The organism is Serratia sp. JSRIV006, assembly GCF_019968685.1.
Taxonomy (GTDB): Bacteria; Pseudomonadota; Gammaproteobacteria; order Enterobacterales; family Enterobacteriaceae; genus Chania; species Chania fonticola_B.
In genome coordinates, this window is record NZ_CP074137.1 from 5002903 (window position 1) to 5026646 (window position 23744).

Annotated in this window: 20 protein-coding genes; 6 read left to right on the plus strand and 14 right to left on the minus strand. The window is 54.3% G+C overall.

What is annotated here, in order from left to right:
* Positions 1 to 81: 81 nt before the first annotated feature.
* From KGP16_RS23080 to KGP16_RS23115, 8 genes are all read right to left on the minus strand, one after another.
* Positions 82 to 1539, minus strand: a complete 1458-nt coding sequence (locus KGP16_RS23080) for an EmmdR/YeeO family multidrug/toxin efflux MATE transporter (protein ID WP_223500413.1) — start codon at positions 1537 to 1539, stop codon at positions 82 to 84.
* 198 nt (positions 1540 to 1737) lie between these two features.
* Complete coding sequence (locus KGP16_RS23085) at positions 1738 to 2820, minus strand: type I restriction endonuclease (RefSeq protein ID WP_209529758.1); 1083 nt, start codon at positions 2818 to 2820, stop codon at positions 1738 to 1740.
* Positions 2821 to 3232: 412 nt separating this feature from the next.
* On the minus strand, positions 3233 to 3922 hold the full coding sequence (locus KGP16_RS23090; protein WP_037376223.1) for a VIT family protein: 690 nt from the start codon (positions 3920 to 3922) through the stop codon (positions 3233 to 3235).
* A 27-nt stretch (positions 3923 to 3949) separates the two neighbouring features.
* On the minus strand, positions 3950 to 4561 hold the full coding sequence (locus tag KGP16_RS23095; RefSeq protein ID WP_021180628.1) for a hypothetical protein: 612 nt from the start codon (positions 4559 to 4561) through the stop codon (positions 3950 to 3952).
* On the minus strand, positions 4558 to 5367 hold the full coding sequence (locus tag KGP16_RS23100; RefSeq protein WP_223500414.1) for an SDR family oxidoreductase: 810 nt from the start codon (positions 5365 to 5367) through the stop codon (positions 4558 to 4560). The genes KGP16_RS23095 and KGP16_RS23100 overlap by 4 nt, the downstream gene beginning before the upstream one ends.
* Positions 5364 to 6020, minus strand: a complete 657-nt coding sequence (locus tag KGP16_RS23105; protein ID WP_021180630.1) for a TenA family transcriptional regulator — start codon at positions 6018 to 6020, stop codon at positions 5364 to 5366. Before KGP16_RS23105 ends, KGP16_RS23100 begins: the two co-directional genes overlap by 4 nt.
* Positions 6017 to 7456, minus strand: a complete 1440-nt coding sequence (locus tag KGP16_RS23110; protein WP_094983167.1) for an AMP-dependent synthetase/ligase — start codon at positions 7454 to 7456, stop codon at positions 6017 to 6019. Before KGP16_RS23110 ends, KGP16_RS23105 begins: the two co-directional genes overlap by 4 nt.
* On the minus strand, positions 7453 to 8097 hold the full coding sequence (locus tag KGP16_RS23115; protein WP_021806917.1) for a thermostable hemolysin: 645 nt from the start codon (positions 8095 to 8097) through the stop codon (positions 7453 to 7455). Before KGP16_RS23115 ends, KGP16_RS23110 begins: the two co-directional genes overlap by 4 nt.
* A gap of 193 nt (positions 8098 to 8290) precedes the next feature.
* Here KGP16_RS23115 and KGP16_RS23120 point away from each other — a divergent pair, with 193 nt between their 5' ends.
* The 4 genes from KGP16_RS23120 (at position 8291) to yfcF (ending at position 10335) form a co-directional block, all read left to right on the plus strand.
* Positions 8291 to 8944 (plus strand): Qnr family pentapeptide repeat protein, encoded by a 654-nt coding sequence (locus KGP16_RS23120; protein WP_021806918.1) that lies wholly within the window; start codon positions 8291 to 8293, stop codon positions 8942 to 8944.
* Between the two features lie 64 nt (positions 8945 to 9008).
* Entirely contained in the window at positions 9009 to 9260 is a 252-nt protein-coding gene (locus KGP16_RS23125) for a type II toxin-antitoxin system Phd/YefM family antitoxin (protein WP_021806919.1), read from the plus strand.
* Positions 9250 to 9531, plus strand: a complete 282-nt coding sequence (locus KGP16_RS23130) for a type II toxin-antitoxin system RelE/ParE family toxin (protein ID WP_021806920.1) — start codon at positions 9250 to 9252, stop codon at positions 9529 to 9531. Before KGP16_RS23125 ends, KGP16_RS23130 begins: the two co-directional genes overlap by 11 nt.
* 168 nt (positions 9532 to 9699) lie before the next feature.
* On the plus strand, positions 9700 to 10335 hold the full coding sequence (gene yfcF, locus KGP16_RS23135) for a glutathione transferase (RefSeq protein ID WP_218520259.1): 636 nt from the start codon (positions 9700 to 9702) through the stop codon (positions 10333 to 10335).
* Positions 10336 to 10445: 110 nt separating this feature from the next.
* Here yfcF and KGP16_RS23140 read toward each other — a convergent pair whose 3' ends face one another.
* Entirely contained in the window at positions 10446 to 11900 is a 1455-nt protein-coding gene (locus tag KGP16_RS23140) for an NAD-dependent succinate-semialdehyde dehydrogenase (RefSeq protein ID WP_021180637.1), read from the minus strand.
* A 12-nt stretch (positions 11901 to 11912) separates the two neighbouring features.
* Positions 11913 to 13178, minus strand: coding sequence for a 4-aminobutyrate--2-oxoglutarate transaminase (locus KGP16_RS23145; protein WP_166733462.1), 1266 nt, complete (start codon positions 13176 to 13178; stop codon positions 11913 to 11915).
* 120 nt (positions 13179 to 13298) lie between these two features.
* Between KGP16_RS23145 and KGP16_RS23150 the strand changes: the two genes are divergently transcribed.
* The gene (locus KGP16_RS23150) at positions 13299 to 14828 is read left to right on the plus strand and encodes a PLP-dependent aminotransferase family protein (protein ID WP_223500416.1); all 1530 of its coding nucleotides are present in this window, start codon (positions 13299 to 13301) and stop codon (positions 14826 to 14828) included.
* 7 nt (positions 14829 to 14835) lie between these two features.
* On the opposite strand, the gene KGP16_RS23155 is transcribed toward KGP16_RS23150, so the two are convergent.
* The 4 genes from KGP16_RS23155 to KGP16_RS23170 all read right to left on the minus strand — a co-directional run bounded on the left by KGP16_RS23155 (position 14836) and on the right by KGP16_RS23170 (position 21419).
* Positions 14836 to 15990: an IS481 family transposase gene (locus tag KGP16_RS23155; RefSeq protein ID WP_371822648.1), complete on the minus strand. Its 1155-nt coding sequence runs from the start codon at positions 15988 to 15990 to the stop codon at positions 14836 to 14838.
* Between the two features lie 383 nt (positions 15991 to 16373).
* On the minus strand, positions 16374 to 17714 hold the full coding sequence (locus KGP16_RS23160) for an APC family permease (RefSeq protein WP_021806924.1): 1341 nt from the start codon (positions 17712 to 17714) through the stop codon (positions 16374 to 16376).
* A gap of 304 nt (positions 17715 to 18018) precedes the next feature.
* Positions 18019 to 19725, minus strand: coding sequence for an amidohydrolase (locus tag KGP16_RS23165; RefSeq protein ID WP_209529611.1), 1707 nt, complete (start codon positions 19723 to 19725; stop codon positions 18019 to 18021).
* 74 nt (positions 19726 to 19799) lie between these two features.
* Complete coding sequence (locus KGP16_RS23170; protein WP_223500417.1) at positions 19800 to 21419, minus strand: ABC-F family ATP-binding cassette domain-containing protein; 1620 nt, start codon at positions 21417 to 21419, stop codon at positions 19800 to 19802.
* Positions 21420 to 21705: 286 nt separating this feature from the next.
* On the opposite strand from KGP16_RS23170, the gene KGP16_RS23175 reads away from it, so the two are divergent.
* Positions 21706 to 23727 carry an NADPH-dependent 2,4-dienoyl-CoA reductase gene (locus KGP16_RS23175; RefSeq protein ID WP_223500418.1) on the plus strand — a complete coding sequence of 674 codons (2022 nt, stop codon included), beginning with the start codon at positions 21706 to 21708 and terminating at the stop codon, positions 23725 to 23727.
* Positions 23728 to 23744 lie beyond the last annotated feature (17 nt).

Genomic DNA, 23744 nt, shown 5'->3' on the forward strand with positions numbered 1-23744 from the left:
CGTGGCATCAGTCTTACACCAAAACATAACCGCCGACAATGGATTGATACTGCCAACCCGGCTCAGTCCAATAAAATACCGTTAGCTTGGCGACTGTTCTTCGGCTGATTCAGGCTGGTTTTTTCTGAGCCGTGGATATTTCCATAGCCAGCGCCCGCTGACCATACGCCAATAGAAGAAAACTCCGCGAACGGCCCAGTCCAAGAACATCCCCAGCCAGACGCCCACTACGCCCATGCCCAGCACGATGCCCAGGATATAACCGGCGACTACTCGGCAGCCCCACATACCCAACATCGTCACCCACATCGCAAATCGGACATCACGCGCGCCCTTCAGCCCAGCGGGTAACACCCAGGACGCGGCCCAGATCGGCATAAACGCGGCATTGAGCCAAATCAGGATTTTGACCACCTCTTTAACATCATCTTCCTGGGTATAAAATGAGGCAAACAGCCCCGCAAAGGGAGCGGTTCCCCAGGCAATCACCGTCAGGCCAATCGTTGCCAGCCAAAAGACGTGCTTCATCTGCCGTTCGGCCTGAGCAATTTGCCCTTTCCCCAGACGCTTGCCGACGATAATGGTCGAAGCAGATCCCAAGGCATTCCCCGGCAGGTTAATCAGGGCCGCGATAGAGAAAGCGATAAAGTTACCGGCGATGACGTTGGTCCCCATCCCGGCGACAAACATTTGTGTCAGCAGTTTGCCAGCGTTGAACAGCACCGATTCGATACTGGCGGGAATGCCAATCCCCAGCACCTCACGCAGGATGCTGCTGTTGAGCGGCGTAAAATAGCTTTTGAGCGTAATACGCAGCGCCGGATTAAAGCCCACCGCCAGAACCGCAATAATGGCGATCGCGCCAATATAGCGGACAATGGTCAGCCCCAGCCCCGCGCCAACAAAACCCAGCCCTTGCCAACTAAATACCCCATAAATCAGCGTACTGCTGATGAGGATGTTGAGGATATTCATGCCGCCATTGATCAGCAGCGGGATCTTGGTGTTGCCCGCCCCACGCAGGGCACCACTACCAATCAGGGCAATGGCGGCTGCCGGGTAGCTCCAGACGGTGGTTTGCAAATAAGAGAGCGCCAGCGATTTGACTTCGGGCGTGGCTTCACCGGCGATCACGTTAATGATCTGTTGCCCGGCCAAATGGATCCCAACCGCCAGCAGCACCGCCAGCACGGTCATTAATACCAGCGACTGGCGTGCCGCCGCCCGCGCTCGTTTACGATCGCGAGTGCCAAGGCTAAAGGCCACCACCACCGTGGTACCCAGATCCACCGCCGCGAAAAAGGCCATGATGACCATGTTGAAACTGTCTGCCAGGCCAACACCCGCCATCGACTCTTTGCCGAGCCAGCTCACCAGGAAGGTGCTGAGCACCCCCATCAGCAGTACGCAGGTGTTCTCTAGAAAGATCGGAACTGCCAGTGGCGTGATCTCCCGCCAAAAAAGCACCCGATAGCTTTTTCGCTTGGCATACCAATGCGTCTTGGCAACGTGCTGGGGCAGTAGCCCGTGTAAGTTCAAGATTGGCCTGTAGCAAGGAAGTGAAACGTCGTTTCAAATGATGATTTATCAGCGCTTATTCTGCAAGGCATTTTTTCACTATCGGTATAAAACAGCAACAATGCGTTGATTAGGTCAAATCCCAAGAAATTAATAAAAATAATTTTTCATGCATACTATAAATAAGTGGCCATGTTGAACATAGCCACTCTTCACTAATTAATTATAACCTTCCGCTGTGATTTTAAGTTGTTCTGCATGTTGGTAGATATCATCCAATACTTCTATAGGATAACGAGTTTCTTTCTTATCAGAATCAAACAAACCGACATACAGCTGACTCCGATTAAAATGAAGTCTACAAATAGGTTTTCTATTATTATCATCAAGCAACACACCAAAATAACTTTTAGTATCGCGATAAGTAATTCGACTTGGCTCAACAACAGTACGAATTATAGATTTAACGATATGAAAACCCTCAATCTCAATTTCAGTGGTTACAATACCATCATCATCTTCAATAGGTACTAACGCTTGCTCAACAATCTCCTCCTTAGGTTCGATTGCTAAAGGCTGCTGCTGAGCCCCACTGATTGCAGACTTAAGCCTTTCATTTACCTGGTCATTTAACCACTGACTGGACGCTTTTTTTGTCAAAGAGGTAAAGAGTTCACGTACTTTTAGTGTTAAAATTCCATCATAGACTCTAGACGCAAAGAATTTTACAAAATCTTCTTCAGGATTGTTAAACTGAGTTGAAATTATTTTCTTAATTTGACTTACATACTTTAATTCACCAGCCGCATTGACTATTGACTCTACATCAAATGTTGACTTGGTTAGCTTGGCTATCTCCGGCACCACATTTTCATCAATATCCAACAAGTCTAGTTCAAGAAATGGCTTTTCATCCATTTTGTTAGGAGCATCAAGATCGGTGAAAAATTTATATATCTGCCCGTTAGTTAAAATGGATATCCTCGCATTAGTCACATGGAAATACCTAAATAATTGCGAAGCATGGTTAACGTTCAGCGGCTCACCAATCTTTTTACATTCAACAAGTATCTGAATCTCATTGTTTTTCAAAATGGCGTAGTCTATTTTTTCACCTTTTTTTATCCCAACATCACAGATAAACTCCGGGGTAACCTCCGTTGGGTCAAAAACATCATAACCAAGCACTTTATTAATGAATGGCATCACGAAAGCGCTTTTTGTAGCCTCTTCAGTTTGAATAACTGCAGCCTGTTGTTTGATCTTAGCTGAAAGACTTTGTAGCTCGTCTAAAAGCTCCATAAAAAACCCTCCGTGTCAAATAGTTATAGTTTCTTCACGTTATCTAATTTATATAAAAAAACCGCTGTTGTCCTTTTTTATTTTCAGAACAAGACAGCGATCACTTAATTTCAAAAAGATACTAAACCAATTAAATCAATTAGACTATGAATAATGCATAAACTCTATTAAAAACTGCTCTGTAAGTTATCAGTTAAGTCACTTCAATTTATAATAATTAAGTTTTGATACTATTAATATAGTAATAATAGATAATTGGTATTATATTCAATCACAATTAAATGGAACTCTACGTGACCTTGGCATACAGATCCCTTTTATGAACACCATCAACAGGGATTATACCTTTGAGAAAGGCCGTACTTATGAGTGACTGCGACTCAGAGAAAACATCCTGCTATTGGTTTAACACTTATCCCGTAACCAAACCAAATAACGCCCCGATCCCCGAGGACATCCCCATGGCCAGTGCACTCCAGAAAGTAATACGCATCACTCCAGGGCCGATGGGTGCACCGCCCACTTTGGCCGAAACGCCCCCAAGTACTGCCAGTGAGATCAATGCTGAGCAGGCAATGGCGGGGATGGCCCATTCCGTTGTCGCGATGGCCGCTACACATAGCGGTAATATTGCCCCGGCAGCAAAACTCAACGCTGAAGCCCACGCGGCCTGTAAAGGACGCGCGGTGGTGATTTCTGAGATCCCCAGTTCATCACGCGCATGGGCGCCTAGCGCATCATGGTGCATCAGTTTTTCTGCCACTTGTTTAGCCAGAGCCAAATCAAGCCCCCGATGGACATAAATCGAGGTTAACTCGCGGTGTTCTCCCTGAAAATCGCTATTCAGCTCAGCTTGCTCTTCAGCCAGCGCGGCCTTTTCAGTATCAGCCTGGGAAGACACTGAAACATACTCACCGGTGGCCATCGACATCGCACCAGCCACCAAACCCGCCACCCCGGTCAAGAGCAAACTTTGCTGAGTGACGTTAGCCGACGCTACGCCCAACAGCAGACTGGCGGTAGACACTATCCCGTCATTAGCCCCGAGAACGGCAGCCCGCAGCCAGCCTATTTTTTCCATGCTGTGTCGTTCCCGGTGCATTTTGTTTCCCTTTATGGACCCGTAGTCTCAAAGTTTATCGAGTCGTTGTTGAATGTCCTGATGGCGGCCTTTATCGGCTAATTCTCTGCCTGGACGGGCCGGAGCCGCCAGTGCTTTCTGTAAGTAGAGCTTGCCCTGTGCCTTATGCCCTTGATCTATCAGAAAGTCACCGTAGAAATAGTTGGGATCGATACCCGTTGGATTAATCTGTAAAGCCTGTTTCAACAACAGCTCAGCCTGCTTGTCATCACCAAAACCAATCGGCCAGCCAGGAACCTGATAATAGAGGGCGCCTAGACTGGTATAGGCGGAGCCGTCCAGCGCCTTGGCATCCAACTTTATTGCCAGTTCCAGCTTCATTTTCGCCTGTTTGGCCAGTTCCAAAGCCCCCAGCCCCCCCTTCTCACCGGCCCAACTACTCTTGACGATCGCAGACCAGATCAGCAGATCTGCGCGTGAACCGTTAGCTGAACTGGCTTTATCCGCAACGGCGCTAAGTTGCTCCAGACAGCTTTCTTTCTGTTTCGCCGCCACCTGATACTGGCAAACCGCCCATTGGTTCTGAATATCGGCCAAATCACTCTGGGCAATAGCGGTTGTACTACCAAAGAGCGTCAACACCAACAATAACTTTTTCATCGTGAGTCCTTCTTCTCAAGGGCAGCTTTGGCATGGCGGGCAATAATATGCCGCTGTTTAGCCAGCGCTTTATCGACCACTGCGGGGAACAGTGCATTCAGTTTGACAAAGAACCGCTCTGGCCATCCCAGCCATCGTCGTTTTATCTGTTTGTTCAGCGCAACAATCACCTCATCAGCGACCCTTTCTGCGCTGTCACTTTTGGTGCCTAATTCAGCATTCATGGCATTAACAGCCGCAGAGTTAAGCGTGGTTTGTGTCGCCCGGGGGGCAAAATAGAGCACGTTTATCGATGAGCCGGCAAGTTCCCTGCCGAGAGCTTCACTGAAGCCACGCAGAGCAAACTTGCTAGCGCAATACACGCTATAGCCAGCATAACCAATACTGCCAAAGCTGGAACCGATATTCATAATGATGCCGGGTCGGTCTATATAAGGTAGCAAAGCCCGGGTCAGTAATATTGGAGCCTGAATATTTATGGCTAACTGCTGTATTATTTGTTGTTCGCTTTGATCCTCAAGCCAGGCAAAATGATTGGCGCCGGCATTATTGATCAGGATATCAATATTCTGCTGTTGGAAAAGTAGCTCAACTTGCTTTGTCAATTGCGTAAAATCGCCAAGATCGGCGATCCAAACCTGATGATTTTCCGGGTGAGGCAATGTATTAACCAGCGTGGTGAGCGCCGTTTCATTACGCCCATGTAATATCAGACAAGCCCCCTGCTTTGCCAAAGCATGAGCCAGTGCCTGGCCAATACCACCGCTGGCACCGGTCAGCAAAATACGGCTGTTGTTGAGCCTCATTGCGCTGGCTCCATCAGCCCACGCAGCATGTCGCCATAAAGTTGGTAGACCACTTTGGCAGTATGGATAATCGCGGCACGATCTTCACTTTTTTCCACCTGGTCCATTAATGATGCAAAAAAGGCCAGATGTTCTTTGTCCAGTTCACCATGCGAGCTGAGATAGCTCATGGCTTTCTCCGGTAATCCCAGGCCCTGCTTGAGCTGCTCGGCAACGGTGGTGGCAATGGCGACGCTGGTGCCCTCAAGGACATGTACCATACCGAAAATACCCATCGGGTTGAGGCGAGAGACGTGGTCGTAGAGGAATGCAATCATCAACTCGATTGCCAATACCGGCTGACCATGACGAACCGCCTCGGCATCTCCGCCGCACGTCCTGATATCATTTAATATCCATTCCTGATGGCCATACTCTTCATCAATATATTCGGCAATGGCTCCGCGAACCCATTCATACTCTGAGTTCATCCGGCCCCCCGCAGTCATCAATAAAGGCACGGTATGGCTGACGTGATAAAAAGCCTGTGTCAAAAAGGCGATATACATTTCAGCATTAATATTTCCGCAGCGGCAAGCCTCTATGACCGGGGCGGAAAGGAGCTTCTCTCTGTCCACCGCCGTCTCTCGCTGTAATAATTGATAAAAACTCATAGGGTATCTCCCGCGATTAACTGATGAATACGTGTATGATAGGTGGACAGAATCTGCTGTCTTTTCGGACGTCCATTAGTGGTTAATAAACCGTTTTCAACCGTTAACTGTGCCAAAAAATAATGATGGATCCGTGCATAATCAGGTAGCCTCCCATTAAGTTGGCATAGCTGATCGGCAAGGCTACTTTCATAACCGGGTGTCACTTGGATCAGCGCAACATTTACGGGTAATCCATCACCAAAGATGACCATGCGGGATATTGCCGGAAAAAGCTGCGCTTCCGCCTCAATCCATTCCGGTGAAAAATTGCGGCCAAAGGCGGTGATCTGAATATTCTTTTTGCGGCCAGTGATATGAAGGAAGCCTTGGGCATCAAAATGACCGAGATCGCCGGTTGCCACCGGGGGTTTTGCAGCGGGTTCCCCCAGATATCCCAGCATTGTCGCGCCAGAAATCAAGATCTCCCCATCCGGTGCGATGGCTATCTGGCAGTGCGGTAGTGGTTCACCCACCGAGCCAGGCAAAGCGCGCCCCGGCGCATTGAGAGCAACAACCGAGCCGCATTCTGATAAGCCATACCCTTCAAAAACCGGCAAACCCAACTGGTGCGATTTAACCACTATATCCGCAGCAACTTTTCCCCCGCCGACGGCGACAAAACGCAGGCTCTCCGCAAGCCCTGGGTTCTGGGTGCATAACATGACGAATAGACGCAGCAATTCAGGCACCAATACCAGGCTGTGCGGCCGCCATTGTGCAATGGCTTGGGCCAGGATCTGAGCGGAGAACTGGCTAGATCCTGTCAGTCCCACTTCAGCCAGCGAGGGGATACGGCTGCATACGCCACTGAGCAACGGAACATAGAGCCCGGTAATGTTTTCAAGCAAGGTCGACAGTGGCAGCAAGGTCAGATGCTGCTGTATGTTTGCCGCAGCAACCCGCTCGGCAAGCGCCAGGCTGACCTGCATCAAATGCTCCTGACTCAGACATACCCCTTTGGGATGCCCGGTTGTCCCTGATGTATAGGTGATTTTGGCCGTATTAGCGGGTAATTCAGCAACAGAGAGTGGCTGCCGACGTTGCAAAGGGTAATCAAGGAAAGGGATCGTTATCCACCCTTGCCGGGCAGGCCCAATCAAGGCATCGGCACCGCTACTTTCCAGCAACCAGTCTTGCTGTTCAGCACTGAAAAAAACGGGCACCGGTATAATGACAATATTGGCTAACAGGCAAGCCAGATCGATCATGGCCCACTCCAGGCCATTATTCAAAAACAGGGCCAGCCGCGATATTTTCTCATTACTGAGTTGCTCAGCCAGAGAGGTGGTTTGCCGCAATAAATCAGCGTAACTGATGCTGTGCTGACTATCACATAACGCAGGGCGAGAGCCATCTGTCACCGCAATGTGTTCAATACGCTCAAAAAGGATCATAGCTGCACGCTCATTTGCACGGGAAATATATCCGGCATGGGGCCAAACAATGAAAGCAATAAGCTGGTTTCACTCAGAATTTGGCGGCCTTGTTTAAGATCGCCAACCATGACGCAGGGCTGCCCCTGATAATATTCTCCCCAGGCCTGAGCATCCTCACCCATTCGATCCGGCAATGCAGGGGCCAGTTCCAGAGGGGTCAGGTGCAACCGGTGGAAGATATTTCTCAACTTTTTGGTCCCGGTAAATGCCACATAGTCGAGTTGGTTTTCGCAGAGTAGCCGACAAATTGCCGCAAACATGATCCGGGCATTTCCAGATTCAGAGCAGGCAAAGTTTCCTATTTCAACCAGGCGGTTACGTGGCAAGATTGTTCCCGTCTGAGTGGCGACCACCTCTTCAATCGGCGCATCCAGATAACGCTCAAGGTACAGCGGCGCATTATCAGCACGATTCAGACCGCAGGCACCAACCAGAACGCCGTCAGCGCGGTACATACCTAACAGGTAAGGCAGAAAGTGAGGAATGAGCGCATTAAACTGCCGACCGTATTCGTGCTGTATATAAGCCTGCAATAAGGCCCTATGGTCATGATCCTCAGCAAACGACAGCTGGTACGGTGCCTGGATATGTATACTCATAATCGCGCCCCTCTGACTGATAATGAGCAGTGTAGCGATATAAGCTTAAGAAAGAGTTAAGGCAATGAGAGCACAGACCGCTATTTAAAAAGCCCGTGGCCATCAAGCAACATGACTGTCTTACACGCTATTTCCCTTCCCTGTCTTCCTCAGGTAGTATCACCATGAGCTGTATAAAAAAACAGGTAATTATATGCAACCTTTACTGCTGCAATCCGTCAAAATTGCCCATGATCAATTCCGCGGTGAAACCATCACCAATGGCAAGTTTCTGAACTGCGATTTTTCCGGCGCCGATTTGACCGATACCCAGTTTATCGGCTGCGTTTTCTATGACGAAGAGACCCAACTCGGCTGCAACTTCAGCCGCGCGGTGTTGAAAGATGCCAGCTTTAAAAGCTGCGATCTCTCGCTGGCCGATTTCAGAAATGCCCAGGCCCTCGGCTTGGAGATCCGCGAATGCAAGGCACAGGGGGCCGATTTTCGTGGCGCCAGCTTCATGAACATGATTTCGCAGCGCAGCTATTTTTGCAGCGCCTTTATCATCAAAAGCAATCTGAGCTACAGCAATTTCTCCAAGGTGGTGCTGGAGAAATGTGAGCTGTGGGAAAACCGCTGGAGTGGCGCTAACGTGCTGGGTGCCAGCTTTATTGGCTCCGATCTGTCCGGCGGCGAGTTCAACCAGTTTGACTGGCGGGCCGCCACCTTCAACCACTGCAATCTGACCGGCGCAGAGCTGGGGGAGATGGATATCCGCCAGGTTGATCTGGAGGGGGTACAGCTGGATAGTCAGCAGGTCGTTGGGCTAATCGATCGGCTGGGGATAATCCTGGTCAGTGATGATTGACGAATAGGTCATTGAATAGCACTTTTAAAGGTGCTATTGTCGATATTCCAAACAGGAGATCACCATGGCCTTTCAAATTTTAACCACTATCGCTGCCAGCATCACCGACCTGAAAAAGAACCCGATGGGAACCGTTGCAGACGGAGAAGGTGAAGCGGTTGCCATCCTGAATCGTAACGAACCGGCTTTCTACTGCGTGCCCCCTGAGCTGTATGCATACTATCGGGAGCTTGCCGAAGATGCAGAATTAAACCGTATTGCAGATGAACGCATGGAAGATGCGGAGTTTGTGAGCGTAGATCTTAATGACTTATAAGCTCAAATTTGAAAAGCGCGCACTGAAGGAATGGGAAAAGCTGGGTTATCCCGTTCGGGAACAACTGAAAAAGAAGCTGGCCGAGCGTTTAGAAAACCCGCATGTGCCGGCATCCCGCCTAAGTGGCCGCCCGAACCGTTACAAAATCAAACTGCGCTCATCAGGCTATCGGTTGGTTTATGAAGTACGTGATAATGAAATTGTTCTATTGGTGATCGCCGTTGGAAAACGAGCTGGGGAGGAAGTCTATTTTGCTGCCGATAAGCGATAGAATTAATCACTGAGTATCCCCTTCACAAATCAACAAAACCGGCTTGAAAGCCAATTAAGGTATTACTAGGCCTAATACGCCATTACGCTTAATCATTGGCCATCGCCTTGATTTTATTGCGCCGTTCGCCAATGATCCCAAATACCTTTCCCATCCCCAAGGATCCGTATGAACTCATCGGCCACTGTTCTCTACACTGATAGCAACTTTTTCAGCCCCTATGCCATGTCGACCTTTGTGGCGCTCACGGAGAAAGGCATGCCGTTTACCGTCAAGCCGGTAGATCTCTCACTGGGAGAACAGCAAAGCCAGGCCTACGGCAGCCTGTCGTTAACGCTGCGGGTGCCGACGTTGGTGATGGGCAGCTTCCAGCTTTCCGAGTCTTCCGCCATTGAGGAATATTTGGAAGAACTCCACCCAGCCCATCCGCTCTATCCGCGTGATATCAAACAGCGCGCCAAAGCCCGTGAGATCCAGGCATGGTTACGTAGCGATCTTTTACCGCTGCGGGCCGAACGCCCAACCGAGGTGATTTTCAGCGCGGTCAAATTTGCCCCATTGAGTGCAGATGCCCAACGGGCAACCAACAAACTGCTGACTGCGGCGGAAAAGTTACTGAGCCATGGCCAGGATCATCTGTTTCAGGAATGGTGCATCGCCGATACCGACCTGGCCCTGATGCTCAACCGGCTGGTGATGCATGGCGATCAGGTACCGGAACCGCTGCGCCACTATGCACAAAAACAGTGGCAGCGCCCATCGGTGCAGGCGTGGTTGGCATTACCAGAGAAAATGCGGAGCTAAAAAAACCGGCGGCCACGACGCCGCCGTTCTCAACGGTGAGAAACATCACTTCTTGCTCGGAGGAAGCGCTCCCCAGCGTAGGCCACCGGGGAGCGTTCAAGTCTTGAGGGTTAACAGCTCACGTCAATGCACAGATATTTCAGTTCCAGATATTCTTCAATACCGTAGCGAGAGCCTTCGCGCCCCAGCCCAGACTGTTTGATACCGCCGAAAGGCGCTACCTCGTTGGAGATCAAACCGGTATTGATACCCACCATGCCGTATTCCAACGCCTCTGGCACCCGCCATTGACGAGCGGCGTTTTGCGTAAACAGGTAAGCGGCCAGGCCAAATTCGGTATCGTTGGCCATCGCGATAGCTTCCGCTTCGTCATGGAAACGGAACAGCGGCGCAACCGGGCCAAAGGTTTCTTCTTTGGCAAAGCGCATCTGCTGGGTCACACCGGTAACCACCGTCGGCTGGAAGAAAGTACGGCCCAACGCATGCGGCTGCCCGCCGGTGGCGATCTGTGCCCCTTTGATCAGTGCGTCATCAATGTGGCTCTGCACTTTCTCTATTGCGGCCTCATCGATCAGCGGCCCCTGCGTCGTCCCTTCTTGTGTGCCATCACCGACTTTCAGTTGCTCAACCGCGGCCACCAGCTTATCCACCAGGCGATCGTAGATGCCGTCCTGAACGTAAATACGGTTGGCGCAAACGCAGGTCTGCCCGCTGTTGCGGAACTTGGAGGCCATAATACCGGCAACGGCCGCGTCCAGATTGGCATCGTCAAACACGATCACCGGAGCGTTGCCGCCCAGTTCCAGCGAAAGCTTTTTAATGGTTGGCGCACATTGGGCCATCAGGATGCGCCCAACCTCGGTCGAGCCGGTAAAACTCAGCTTGCGCACTACCGGGCTGTCACACAGCACTTTACCCACCTGTGCGGCTTCGCCGGTTACCACTTGCAATACGCCTGCGGGAATACCGGCATCCTGCGCCAGTTTGGCCAGTGCCAATGCGGTCAGCGGCGTTTGCTCAGCCGGTTTGACGATCATGGTGCAGCCTGCGGCCAGCGCAGGAGCCGCCTTACGGGTGATCATCGCTGCCGGGAAGTTCCACGGCGTGATCGCCGCGCAGACACCGATCGGCTGTTTCACCACCACCAGACGTTGCGAAGCCTGTGGGGCCTGTAATACGGCACCGTCGACACGCTTGGCCTCTTCGGCGAACCAGGTAATAAATGAGGCGGCATAGGCCACTTCGCCACGCGCTTCCGCCAGCGATTTACCCTGCTCAGCGGTCATCAGCTGCGCCAGATCTTCCTGTGCCGCCATGATTTTATCAGCCCAGGCCAGCAGCAATACGGAACGCTGCTTGGCGGTCTGTTGCTTCCAGCCGATTTGTGCCTGCTGTGCGGCGTTAATTGCCTGCTGGGTTTCCTCTGCGCTCACCAGAGGCACCGTTGTCAGCTCCACACCGTTGGCCGGGTTGATCACGGCTTCACGTTTGCCGCTGCGGGCATCGCACCACTCGCCGTTAATCAGGCATTGGCTACGCAGCAGATCGGGATTTTGCAGTTTCATGGATATTGCTCCTTATTGGGCCAGCGCGCGGGAAAGGATTGCCAGCGCCTGGTTAAACTGGGCATCAGGAATGGTCAGCGGGTACAGGAAACGGATCACGTTACCGTTCACCCCACAGCTGAGTAGCAACAGTCCTTCTTCCTGGGCTTTTTGCTGTACCTGACGGGTAAACTCCGGCGACGGTTTACCGGTTGCCGGGTCGTTGAATTCTACTGCCACCATGGAACCCAGCGCGCGAATATCCACAATCGCCGGGCAGTGGCTGCGTGCCTGTTGCAGCACTTCCACCAAATGTTGCCCCAAACGCTGGGAGCGTTGGCACAGCTGTTCTTCTTCAATCACGTCCAAGACCGCCAGAGCGGCAGCAACGGCTAATGGGTTACCGGCGTAGGTACCGCCAAGGCCACCAGGTGCGGGGGCATCCATCACGTCAGCACGGCCCGCCACGGCAGACAACGGCATACCGCCAGCCAGGCTCTTCGCCATGGTGATCAGGTCCGGTTTCACCGCATAGTGGTCCATTGCAAACAGCTTGCCGGTACGGGCAAAGCCGGTTTGCACTTCATCGGCGATCAGCAGGATACCGTGTTGGTCACACAGCGTACGCAGCGCCTGCATGAATTCTGCCGGAGCCACGTTAAAGCCCCCTTCCCCCTGCACCGGCTCCAGCACTATCGCGGCAACCTGCTTGGGATCGATATCGGCTTTAAAGATGCGCTCCAGGCTGTTCATGGCATCTTCGGTGCTGACGCCATACAGCGCATTCGGATACTGGCCATGGTACACGGAGCCAGGGAACGGGCCAAAGCCCAACTTGTAAGGGGCCACTTTGCCCGTCAGCGCCATGGTCATATAGGTACGGCCATGGAATCCGCCGCCGAAGGTGATCAGGCCTGGACGCCCGGTGTATGCGCGGGCGATCTTCACCGCATTTTCTACCGCTTCTGCACCGGTGGTGAAGAAGGCGGTTTTACAGGTGCCTTCGATTGGAGCACGTTGGTTGATACGCTCTGCCAGCGAAATATAGCTCTCATAAGGCACGATCTGGTATGCCGTATGGGTAAACGCCTGCAGTTGCTTTTCAATGGCGGCGATCACCTTGGGATGACGGTGGCCGGTATTGAGCACCGCAATGCCTGAGGCAAAGTCGATCACCTCATTGCCTTCTACATCCCACAGGGTGGCATTTTCTGCACGCTCGGCGTAAAAACCACACATCACGCCAATCCCTCTTGGGGTAGCGGCCAGACGACGTTGATTCAGTTCTGCGTTTTTCATGCTGTTCTCTCCGGGCGGGACCAGTTATCGGTTTTGTTCACAAACGTGAAACATTGCGTTTATTTACACCTGATGTGGCCCTATAATCGAGTGCCAGTTACGATTAATTGAGGGATCCAATTGCGCTCATTGAGTGGTGACCTGCTGCTGCAACGCCTCGGCGAGCAGCCCGATGATAAACTGCACAAGCGGTTATACAATGCCATTCGTACCAGTATTCTGGACGGCAGCCTGCCCCCTTCCAGCCGCCTGCTGGCGTCACGCGATCTGGCACAAGAGCTGGGTCTCTCACGTAATACGGTTTTAACCGTTTATGAACAATTGCTGGCGGAAGGATATGTGTTTTCGCGCCAGGGAAGTGGAACCTTCGTCGCAGAAACGGTACCCGACAGCTGTTTATCCACCGCCAGCCAGCCGATTGGCGGTGACGGTGAGCCACGGCGTGCCGAGCTGTCACAACGTGGCACCACGCTACTGCAACACGCCAGCGCCAGCCCTAAACAGTGGGGAGCCTTTCTCCCCGGCGTCCCCGACGTGAATGCATTCCCGCATCACATCTTCAGCAAACTCCAGGCACGCATCAGCCGCCGCCCAACCTCACAGCGTTTGACTTACAGCAACCAGGGCGGCAGCCCGGAGCTGCGGCATGCGCTGGTGGACTATCTGCGGGTGTCACGTTCGGTGCGCTGTTCACCAGAACAGATCCTGATCACCGAAGGCATTCATCAGGCGATCGATCTGGTCACTCGCATGCTGTGTAATCCAGGAGATGACGCCTGGATCGAGGAACCCGGTTATTGGGGGATCCGCAATATCCTGCGCATGAACGGCGTCAATATCTGCCCTTGGGCGGTGGATGAAGCCGGGATGGTGCCACCAGAACAACCGGCGGCCTTGCCACGGCTGATTTTTGTCACTCCTTCGCATCAATACCCGTTGGGATCGGTGATGAGCCTGGCACGTCGGCAACGGCTGCTAGCCTTGGCCCGTGCGGCTGGCGGCTGGATCGTGGAAGATGATTATGACAGCGAATTCCGCTTCTCCGGCCAACCGATCCCGGCCCTGCAGGGGTTGGAAGCCGATGCGCCGGTGATCTACATTGGCACCTTCAGCAAAACGCTCTATCCGGCCCTGCGGCTAGGTTATGTAGTGCTTCCCAAGCCATTGATGGACGAGTTAAAAACGGCTCACGCCGAGCTTTATCGTGGTGGCCATTTGATCATCCAGGCGGCGCTGGCGCAGTTTATTCAGGAAGGCCACTATACGGCACATATCCGCCGCATGCGGTTATTGTATGCCAAACGGCGCGGGTTCCTTACCGCGTTGATTGAACAGCATCTGGGTAAGCAGGCGTTGAGCGAGTTCAACAGCAACGCTGGGCTGCATCTGGTGCTCAACCTGCCAAATGATGCCGACGATGTCGCCATCGCTGCGGCAGCCAATGAACGTGGAGTGCTGGTAAGAGCGTTGTCACGATATTACATGCTACCAAATGCGCGACGCGGGCTGTTGATGGGCTTTGCCTGCGTGCCCGAAGAGCAGATGGCGGCGGCGTTTGACGTGTTGTTGGAGTGTATAGGTTCCCCTCACCCTAACCCTCTCCCTGTACAGACCGGGGACATGGTAGACAGGTGTTCAAGGACATGGTGAACACTTTTTAACATCCTTTACCCATGATGATCGACCTATTTCTCAGGTCGATCATCCCCACTTTCGTGCTGTACCACCATATCTCGTAGTAGCCCTCTCTCTCACTTTCCTTCAGCCCGACATATTCACCGATAAAGGCCTTGCCCACTTTCAGACCCATCCCTTTCAGGCTTAGTTTTCCACTGACATCCACTTTCCTGACCAGGACCCCCTCGTCATACTCGGCTGCCGCCGGATTGCCATTGTACTGTCGCGATGAAGGCTGATAACGGGACGCTGGCACCGCCATTGACAGGGCTTCGTGTGGGCGTTCCAGGTTGTAGGTATCTCGCCAGGCGTCGAACACCTCCTGCAACTGCGCGGCATGGGTAAACCACCGTCCCTGCAGGAGCTCTGCCTTCAGGCTGCGGTGGAAGCGCTCCAGCTTACCCTGAGTCTGAGGATGATAAGGCCGAGAGTGACCCACCCGGATACCCTGACGCATCAGCCACAGTTCCAGCGCGGTCCAACTGCCCGTCGTGTCGCCCCAGGGGGCACCATTATCCATGGTCATTCTCTCCGGCAAGCCATAACGTTCGAACACCGCTATCAACTGTGACTGCACGGTGACACGTCGCTCGTCCGGGCAGTGCGCCAGACAGAGCGAGAAGCGCGAATGGTCATCCAGCAAGGTCAGCGGATGACAACGCCCTTCGGCGAAGGGGAAGTGGCCTTTAAAGTCCATCTGCCAGAGTCGGTTCGGGGCGTCATGTTCAAAGCGTCCGACGGTGGGCGCCGGTGACGGACCGCCCGGTAGCAGGTCATGGCGGCGCATGAGGTTATGCACGGTGCTGGCGGCCGGTAACGTATGCCCCTGCATCTCGAGCCACCGCTTGAGCTTGCGTGCGCCCCACATCGGATGGGCCAGGTGTGCAGCGCGGAGATGTTGGACAACGGTGTCAGAGGTTCTGCTGGGGGAATGGTGTGGCGCTCGAGAACGTTCGTTCAGACCGGCGCGCCCATCAGAGTGCCAGCGATGTAACCACTTGTATGCGGTAGCAGGCGCTATGCCGAACTGACGGCATAGCGCACGGATATTAGCGCCTTCTTGCGAGGCGAAAAGCACAAACTCGGTACGTAATGACATGGCAGATCTCTCATCCCACGGCATAAGCAACTCCACTCAGAAGTACTCATACCTATGTTGTAAGTGTCTACCATGTCCCCGAACAAGTGTTCATGATGTCCCCGGTCTGTACACTCCCACAGGGAGAGGGAACCGATCGAGTGGGCTGAAAGTATCGTGATCCTTCATGAGCACCGGCTGATTCGCCTTGGTTGAAGGGACATTCGCGTTTGCTGAGATTGCCTATTTACTGCCAAAAGAGCAGGGACTAACAGCTCCCTCTCCCTGTGGGACATTGGTCGAGTAAACCTGAAAATTCGGTGATGCACCTTGGATGAGGGGACGATCGAGTTGGCTGAGATTACCGCCTTACTTCCAAAAGAGCAGGGACTAACAGCTCCCTCTCCCTGTGGGAGAGGGTTGGGGTGAGGGGCAATCCATCAATCCAGCAGGTGGTTGATATCATCCTGGGTGGATGGGGGATCCTGACGCATCCCCTTGGTCAGCCACAGCAGATAAATAAAGCCGGCAAACAGCCAGGTGAAGCCCACTTTCAGCGCTTCGGGATCCAGGTTGACCCACAGCCACACCGACATACCGAAGCCAATCAGCGGCAGCAGACCGTATTTGAACATCGCGTTCAGCCCACGGCGTTTTTGGTTAATCAGGAAGTGTTTGATCACGCTGAGGTTAACGAAGGTAAATGCCCCCAGTGCGCCAAAGCTGATCATCGACACTACCATGCTCAAATCCATCCACAGCGCCAGCAGCGAGATGATGGCAACAAACACGATCGCGCGCCACGGGGTGCGGAAACGAGGGTGCAGATGGTAGAACACCTTGCGCGGCAATACGCCTTCACGCCCCATGGCGTAGAAAATACGTGAGACGCCGGTTTGCGCAGACATGGAGGAGGCATACACCCCAGTGAGGTAAGTGGCCATAAAGAAGTTGTACATCCACTTGCCACCCACGTGCTCCGAAATAATCAGGCTGGCGGTGTCCTGATGCGGGATCAGCGATTGCCAGTCAGGATAGGCCAGATGCGCGGCGTAGGAGACGGCAACAAAGATGCCACCGGCACAGATCACGGTAATCAGGATCGCGCGCGGCAGAGTACGTTTGGCGTCGGCGGCCTCTTCGGCCATGGTGGCAATAGCGTCAAAACCCAGGAAGGCCAGGCACAGCACCGCAGCCCCGGCGATCAGACCAGAGAAGTCACCAGCATCCACCAACAGCGGTTTCATCAATGACGCCGGGCTGAGATCGGCCTCGCTAAATGCCAGTACAATAAACAGCACGATGAACACCATCTGCAAGGCAATCAGCGTGAAGTTCACCGAGCTAAGCAGGCGCACGCCCAGAATATTCAGCGCGCTGACGCTGGCAATGGAGCCAAGAATAAACACGTAAGCAGGGATCGACGGGAATGCCTCGTGCAAGAAGATACCTAAAACCAGATAGTTAAGCATTGGCAGGAACAGATAATCGAGGATCTGCGCCCAACCTACCAGGAAACCGGTTTTACCACCAAAACTGCGCTGTACGTAGGAATAGGCCGAACCTGCCAACGGCATGGCGTTGGTCATCCGGCAATAGCTCAGGGCGGTAAACAGGATGGTCACGATGGTAACCAGATAAGCGATGGGTAAGTGGCCCTGGCTTAACACGGTAACCTGACCGTAGGTGGTAAACACGCCCAGTGGCACCATATAGGCAAGGCCAAACGCAACCAGGGCGGGGGTTTTAAGAACTCGTTGCAACCGAATGTTTTGCGGCATTACCGTATCATCTCCTGGCGCAGCTCAGCGCTATTCAGGGCCAATCCCAATAGGCTATTTGATTCGCTGCGGTAAAAACAAGGGGACGGATTCTGGCACAAGTTAGGCTGCCGGGGAAGCTAACAATCCGCTTTCAGAAAACCAGGTGGCAATAGGTAAAGAACTGGGGCATAACCCGTTGATTTATTGTTTGCAGGATGAGGAAAAGCGGTAAAAATTACCCTTCATGGCAATGTTGCCGAATTTGTCGAGGCGCTGCATGCAACGCCTCCAGGTAAAAATGACCGCTTAATTCACATTGCTATCAGGATTGATAGCTGATCTTCCCACCCACCAACGTCCGCTCGATGCGGGTTTGGTACAGTTTCTCTGCCGGTTGCTCAAACAGATTATGGTGCAGGACGATCGCATCAGCAAATTTGCCCACTTCCAGCGAGCCAATATACTGCTCTTTGGCGATCATGTAGGCCGCATCGATGGTGGCTGCGCGCAGCGTTTCGATCAGGGTCAGATCGCGATCGTTGTCCAGGCGTGGCCCGGCAGGATTACCTTCGCTATCCCAGGCCCGGCGGGTCATCCCCACCTGCAGGTTATACCACTCATCCAGGCGATCGATTGGCCAGTCGCTGCCATAGGCCAGCCGCGCACCGGCATCCAGGAAGCGTGCCGCGGGCTCCAGGTGAGGGAAACGGGCTTCACCCAGCATCTCGCGCTCTTCATCGATCAGTACGCCCGGTAAACCGGCCCACTGGAACGAAAGCACTGCCGTTGCCGCCAAAGAGGCAAAACGCGCATACTGATGCGGCGCAACCAGTTCGTTATGGGCCAACCCTGGGCGGATATCCTTGCCCGGGCAGGCCGCTCGCATCAGCTCAACCGCATCCAGCACCTGCTCGATTGCGCCATCGCCTACCGTGTGGGTATGCGGATGCAGGCCAGCGCGGCCACACTCGACGATCAGCGCGTTCAGCACCGGCGTGGTGAAGTAGAGATCGCCATAACGCTCACTCTTGGCTTCCCCATGATGTTCACGGTAAGGCTCCAGCAGCGCCGCCGTCATGGTCGGTGGCTGCAACACGCCGTCAACGAACAGCTTGAGATGGTCAACAGAGATCCCGGCCTGCGGCGTCCAAGGCTGGCTGCTCCACTGTTCGGCAAAGGCGACAACTTCCTGCACCGCACGGGCAGCGTCTTCCGGCCCTTGCACGCTGTCTGGCGTGACTTCTTTGGCCCCCAACACGCGTAAGGTCAGCTCACCGCTATCGCGCAGTACGGCGAAAGCCTCCAGTTGCTCCGCAAACACGCGGGTGTCCATCACCGTGGTTACGCCCTGCTCATGCAGTACCTGCTGCACATGAGCCGCCACCTGCACGTTCTGTTCCGCCGTGCCGGAAGGAATGCTGTCGAAGGCGCGCATGGCCGGAGCATCTTCCAGGATCCCGGTCAGTTGACCATCGGCATCGCGGGCGATCTTGCCATCTGGCGGCACTGGCGTATTTTCATCAATGCCCAACATCTCCAGCGCACGGCTGTTAGCTGCCAGCGTGTGGCAATCGTTAGCGAACAACGCTACCGGGCGGCGGGTGTTCAGAGAGTCCAGCAGAGCACGACTCATGTCCGCCCCCACCGGGATCATCGCCTGACGCTGCCAGGCGCGCACCGTCAGCCATTCGTCATCGCCAGCCGGATATTTATCCAGATGGTCCTGTATATGCTGCAAGGTCTGCTCTACCGTCAGCGCCGCATAGTGCAGGCTGCATCCCTTAAGCTGTTTGCCCCCCCAGAATGGGTGCATATGGCTGTCGATCAGGCCCGGCATCATCATTTTACCGTGCAGATCGATGCGTTCGGTGGTGGGTGTCGCCAGCGCAAGCACCTGCTCATCAGTCCCTACCGCAAGAATGTATCCCTGCCCTATCGCCAACGCACTACAAACACGATTTTCCGCATCTGCGGTGAAGATAGTGCCGTTGTAATAAATTACCTCGGCTGCTGTTGCCACTGGAGTCATAGTCATTGTCTCGAAACCTCACAAAATGACCTTAAGTATACCAAAAACTCCCCAGCTTGGCCCCTCAGGCGGGGTTACATTGCTTGAAAGCACCAACCCGCTGCCGACCAAGACAAGCGATGGGTCAATCGCAGCGCCTGTAAGAAGTCCTCATCGTGCGACACCACCAGCATCGCACCAGGAAACTCCGCCAAGGCCGCTTCAATTGCCTGCGATGAGGCCAGATCCAAATGGTTGGTCGGTTCATCCAGCAGCAGGAGTTGCGCAGGCTCATGCCGCCACAGCACACAGGCCAGCGCCGCTTTCAACCGCTCTCCACCACTCAATGCCGCCAACGGCAGCGTGACCCGGTCGGCATTCAGTTGCAGCTGCGCCAGTTGGCTACGCAATACTCCTTCGGCCAGCGGGGTATCCTGTAAACCCAGATGATCGACCACCGAACGCGTCAGATCGAGCTGGGACAGGTTTTGATCGAGATAGGCCAGCGATACCGAGCAATGGCAGTAACCAGCGCTGGCAGCCAGTTGCCCCAGGATCACCTTCAACAGCGTGGATTTGCCACAACCGTTCGGGCCGGTGATGGCGACGCGCATCGGGCCATCCATCCGCCAGTCGAGCGGCGGTAAGCTGACAAACGGCAGCTGTAACTGTTCCAGTACCAGCACCTGCTTACCTGCAGCCACCGTGCTGCCCGGTAAAGTCAGCATCACCGGGTTATCCTCTTCAACCCGTTCCCTCGCCTCGCGCACCGCTTCATCCAGTGTGTTCTTTTGCCCCTGATGCTGTTTACGCAAGGTACCCATCGTGTCGCGCGCAGCCCCTTTGAGGGCCGCTTTTTCAAAAGAGGCGATATTCAGCGAGTCCACGGTTCTCAGCGTACGGGCGGAGTGGCGCTGGTAATTGTCATGTTCTTTCTGCTGGCGGGCGCGGACGCGCCGTCTTTCCAACGCCGCATGTTCCAGTTGGGCACGCGCCGCCTGTTGCTCTTGCTCCCGCAGCCGATGGTATTCGTGATAATTGCCGCCGTAGCTGCGCAGTGCTTCGGGAGTCAGTTCGACGATCCGCTGCATCCGTGCCAGCAGTTGCCGATCGTGGCTGGCAATCAACAGGCCACCACGCCACTGCGCCAATTGCTGATACAGCCATTCGCGGCCCGTGCTATCGAGGTGATTGGTCGGTTCGTCCAGCAACAGGAAATCGGCCCCCGACATTAACGCACCACACAAAGCCGCACGCATACGCTCGCCGCCACTCAGCGCTCCGGCTGGCCGTTGCGGGTCAAAATCAGGCAATCTAGCCGCCGCAAAAACCGTGCTCAGGCGATCCCCCAGATCCCACTGGCCCTCAAGACGATCGATATCGTCCAGCCGTGGGCAACCTTGCTCAAGACGGGCCTGGGCGGCAAACACCTCGCCGTAGCCCAGCAGCGTAGCCAGGGTTGTCTGTTCGGTGAAGTGCGGCTGCTGCGCCACATAGGCAAAGGTTGCCTGCGTTTCAATATGGCCTGAGGCGGGTTGATCCAGCCCGGCAATCAGACGTAGCAGGCGAGTTTTTCCCACGCCGTTACGCCCCACCAGGCCACAGTGCTGCTGTTCAACGGCCAGATTAAGCGGGCCAAACAGCGTTTCGCCATTGGCAAACTGACAGGTTAATTGATGTAAAACGAAATAAGGGGACTGCGCAAAATGAGCCATAAACACTCCTGTATGAAATCAAAACATCCCCATACGGCACGGGCGTGCTCGGTATAGGGCCAGATATCAGCAGGTGTGGTTGTTCATTTTCGGTAATGGCTCCGCAGAGAGAAAAGGGATAAAGCGAGCCGATGTTAGCCGATCTTTTATACCGATTGCAAACATGAGGTCTATCACATTCAGCACATCCGCGTTTCCCAAGTGCGCCAACAACGGCTAGATTTATCTCATCCGACCACTTGAGTGGTCGTCCAAAACTATAACGATAAATATTGTGGAGACTGCAATGCGTGCTTACCCCAACCTGCTTGCGCCGCTGGATCTCGGCTTCACTACCCTGAAAAATCGGGTGTTGATGGGCTCGATGCACACCGGCCTGGAAGAACTGCCTGAGGGCCCCGAGCGTATGGCGGCATTCTATGCCGAGCGGGCCGCTGCCGGTGTCGCCCTGATCGTGACCGGCGGTATTGCCCCTAATGAGAAAGGCGTGGTGTATCGTGGAGCATCGGTTCTGAACCAGCCACAGCAGGTTGCCCATCACCGGATCGTGACTGAGGCAGTCCATCAGGCTGGGGGCAAGATTGCCCTGCAAATCCTGCATACCGGGCGCTATAGCTATCAGCCACAGCCGGTAGCTCCTTCTGCGCTGCAAGCACCGATTAACCCATTCAGCCCAGCAGCGCTCACCCATCAAGAGGTCGAACAGACTATTACCGACTTCGCCAACTGCGCGGCTTTGGCTCAGCAGGCTGGCTATGACGGCGTGGAAGTCATGGGGTCTGAAGGTTATCTGATTAACCAGTTCCTGGTGTCTCGTACCAACCAGCGCATCGACCAATGGGGCGGCAGTTTCAGCAACCGCATGCGTTTCGCCGTGGAAATCGTGCGGGCCGTGCGCGAGGCAACCGGGCCGGAATTTATTCTGATCTACCGCCTGTCGATGCTCGATCTGGTGGAGGATGGCTCCAACTGGCAGGAGATCGAACAGCTTGCCGTGGCGATTGAACAGGCTGGCGCAACGCTGATCAACACCGGCATCGGCTGGCACGAAGCGCGTATTCCCACCATCGCCACCATGGTGCCGCGCGCCGGGTTCAGTTGGGTGACGCGCAAGCTGATGGGCAAAGTGAAGATCCCGCTGATCACCACCAACCGCATCAACGATCCTGCGGTGGCGGAACAGGTGTTGGCCGATGGTTGTGCCGACATGGTGTCCATGGCACGCCCGTTCCTGGCGGATGCGGCGTTCGTGCAGAAAGCCGCAGAAGGCCGTGCGGACGAAATCAACACCTGCATCGGCTGCAATCAGGCCTGTCTGGATCAGATTTTCGATCACAAGCTCACTTCCTGCCTGGTCAACCCTCGCGCCTGTCGCGAAACCGAAATGCCATTGATCGCCACGGCAACGCCTAAAAAATTGGCCGTGGTGGGGGCCGGGCCAGCCGGGTTGGCGTTTGCCACCACCGCCGCCAGCCGTGGGCATCAGGTAACCCTGTTTGACGCCGCCGAGCAGATCGGTGGCCAATTCAATATCGCCAAGCAAATCCCCGGCAAGGAGGAGTTTCACCAGACGTTGCGCTATTTCCGCCGTCAGTTGGCGCTCAATGAAGTGGAGCTGAAGCTGGGGCAGCAGGTGCAACCGCAGGATCTGGCGGATTTCGATGAGGTGATCCTGGCCTGTGGCATCGTGCCGCGTATGCCAGCCATTGCGGGCATCGAGCACGCCAAGGTGGTGAACTATCTCGATGTTTTACGCGATAAAAAGCCGGTTGGGCAACGGGTCGCCATCATCGGGGCCGGGGGAATTGGCTTCGACGTCGCCGAATACCTTAGCCAGCACGGCACCTCCAGTAGCCTGGATCCGGCAGCGTTTAACCGCGAATGGGGGATCGATTCGCAGCTCGAGCAGCGCGGGGGCCTCAGCCCTCAAGGGCCGGAAGTGCCAGCCTCACCACGCCAGATATTCCTGTTGCAACGCAAAACCAGCAAGGTAGGTGAAGGGCTGGGTAAAACCACCGGTTGGATCCATCGCACCAGCCTGGCGGTACGTGGCGTGAAAATGCTCAATAGCGTGAGCTATCAACGCATTGACGATGAAGGGCTGCATATCCTGCGCGCCGAGCAGGAAAGCTGCTTGCCGGTGGATACGGTGGTGATTTGTGCTGGGCAGGAACCGCGCCGTGAATTGCAGCAACCGCTGCTGGAGATGGGGAAAACGGTGCATCTGATTGGCGGTGCCGACGTGGCCGCCGAGCTGGATGCCCGCCGCGCTATCGATCAGGGCACGCGGTTGGCAATGGCTCTGTAACCCATTGATTAGACGGG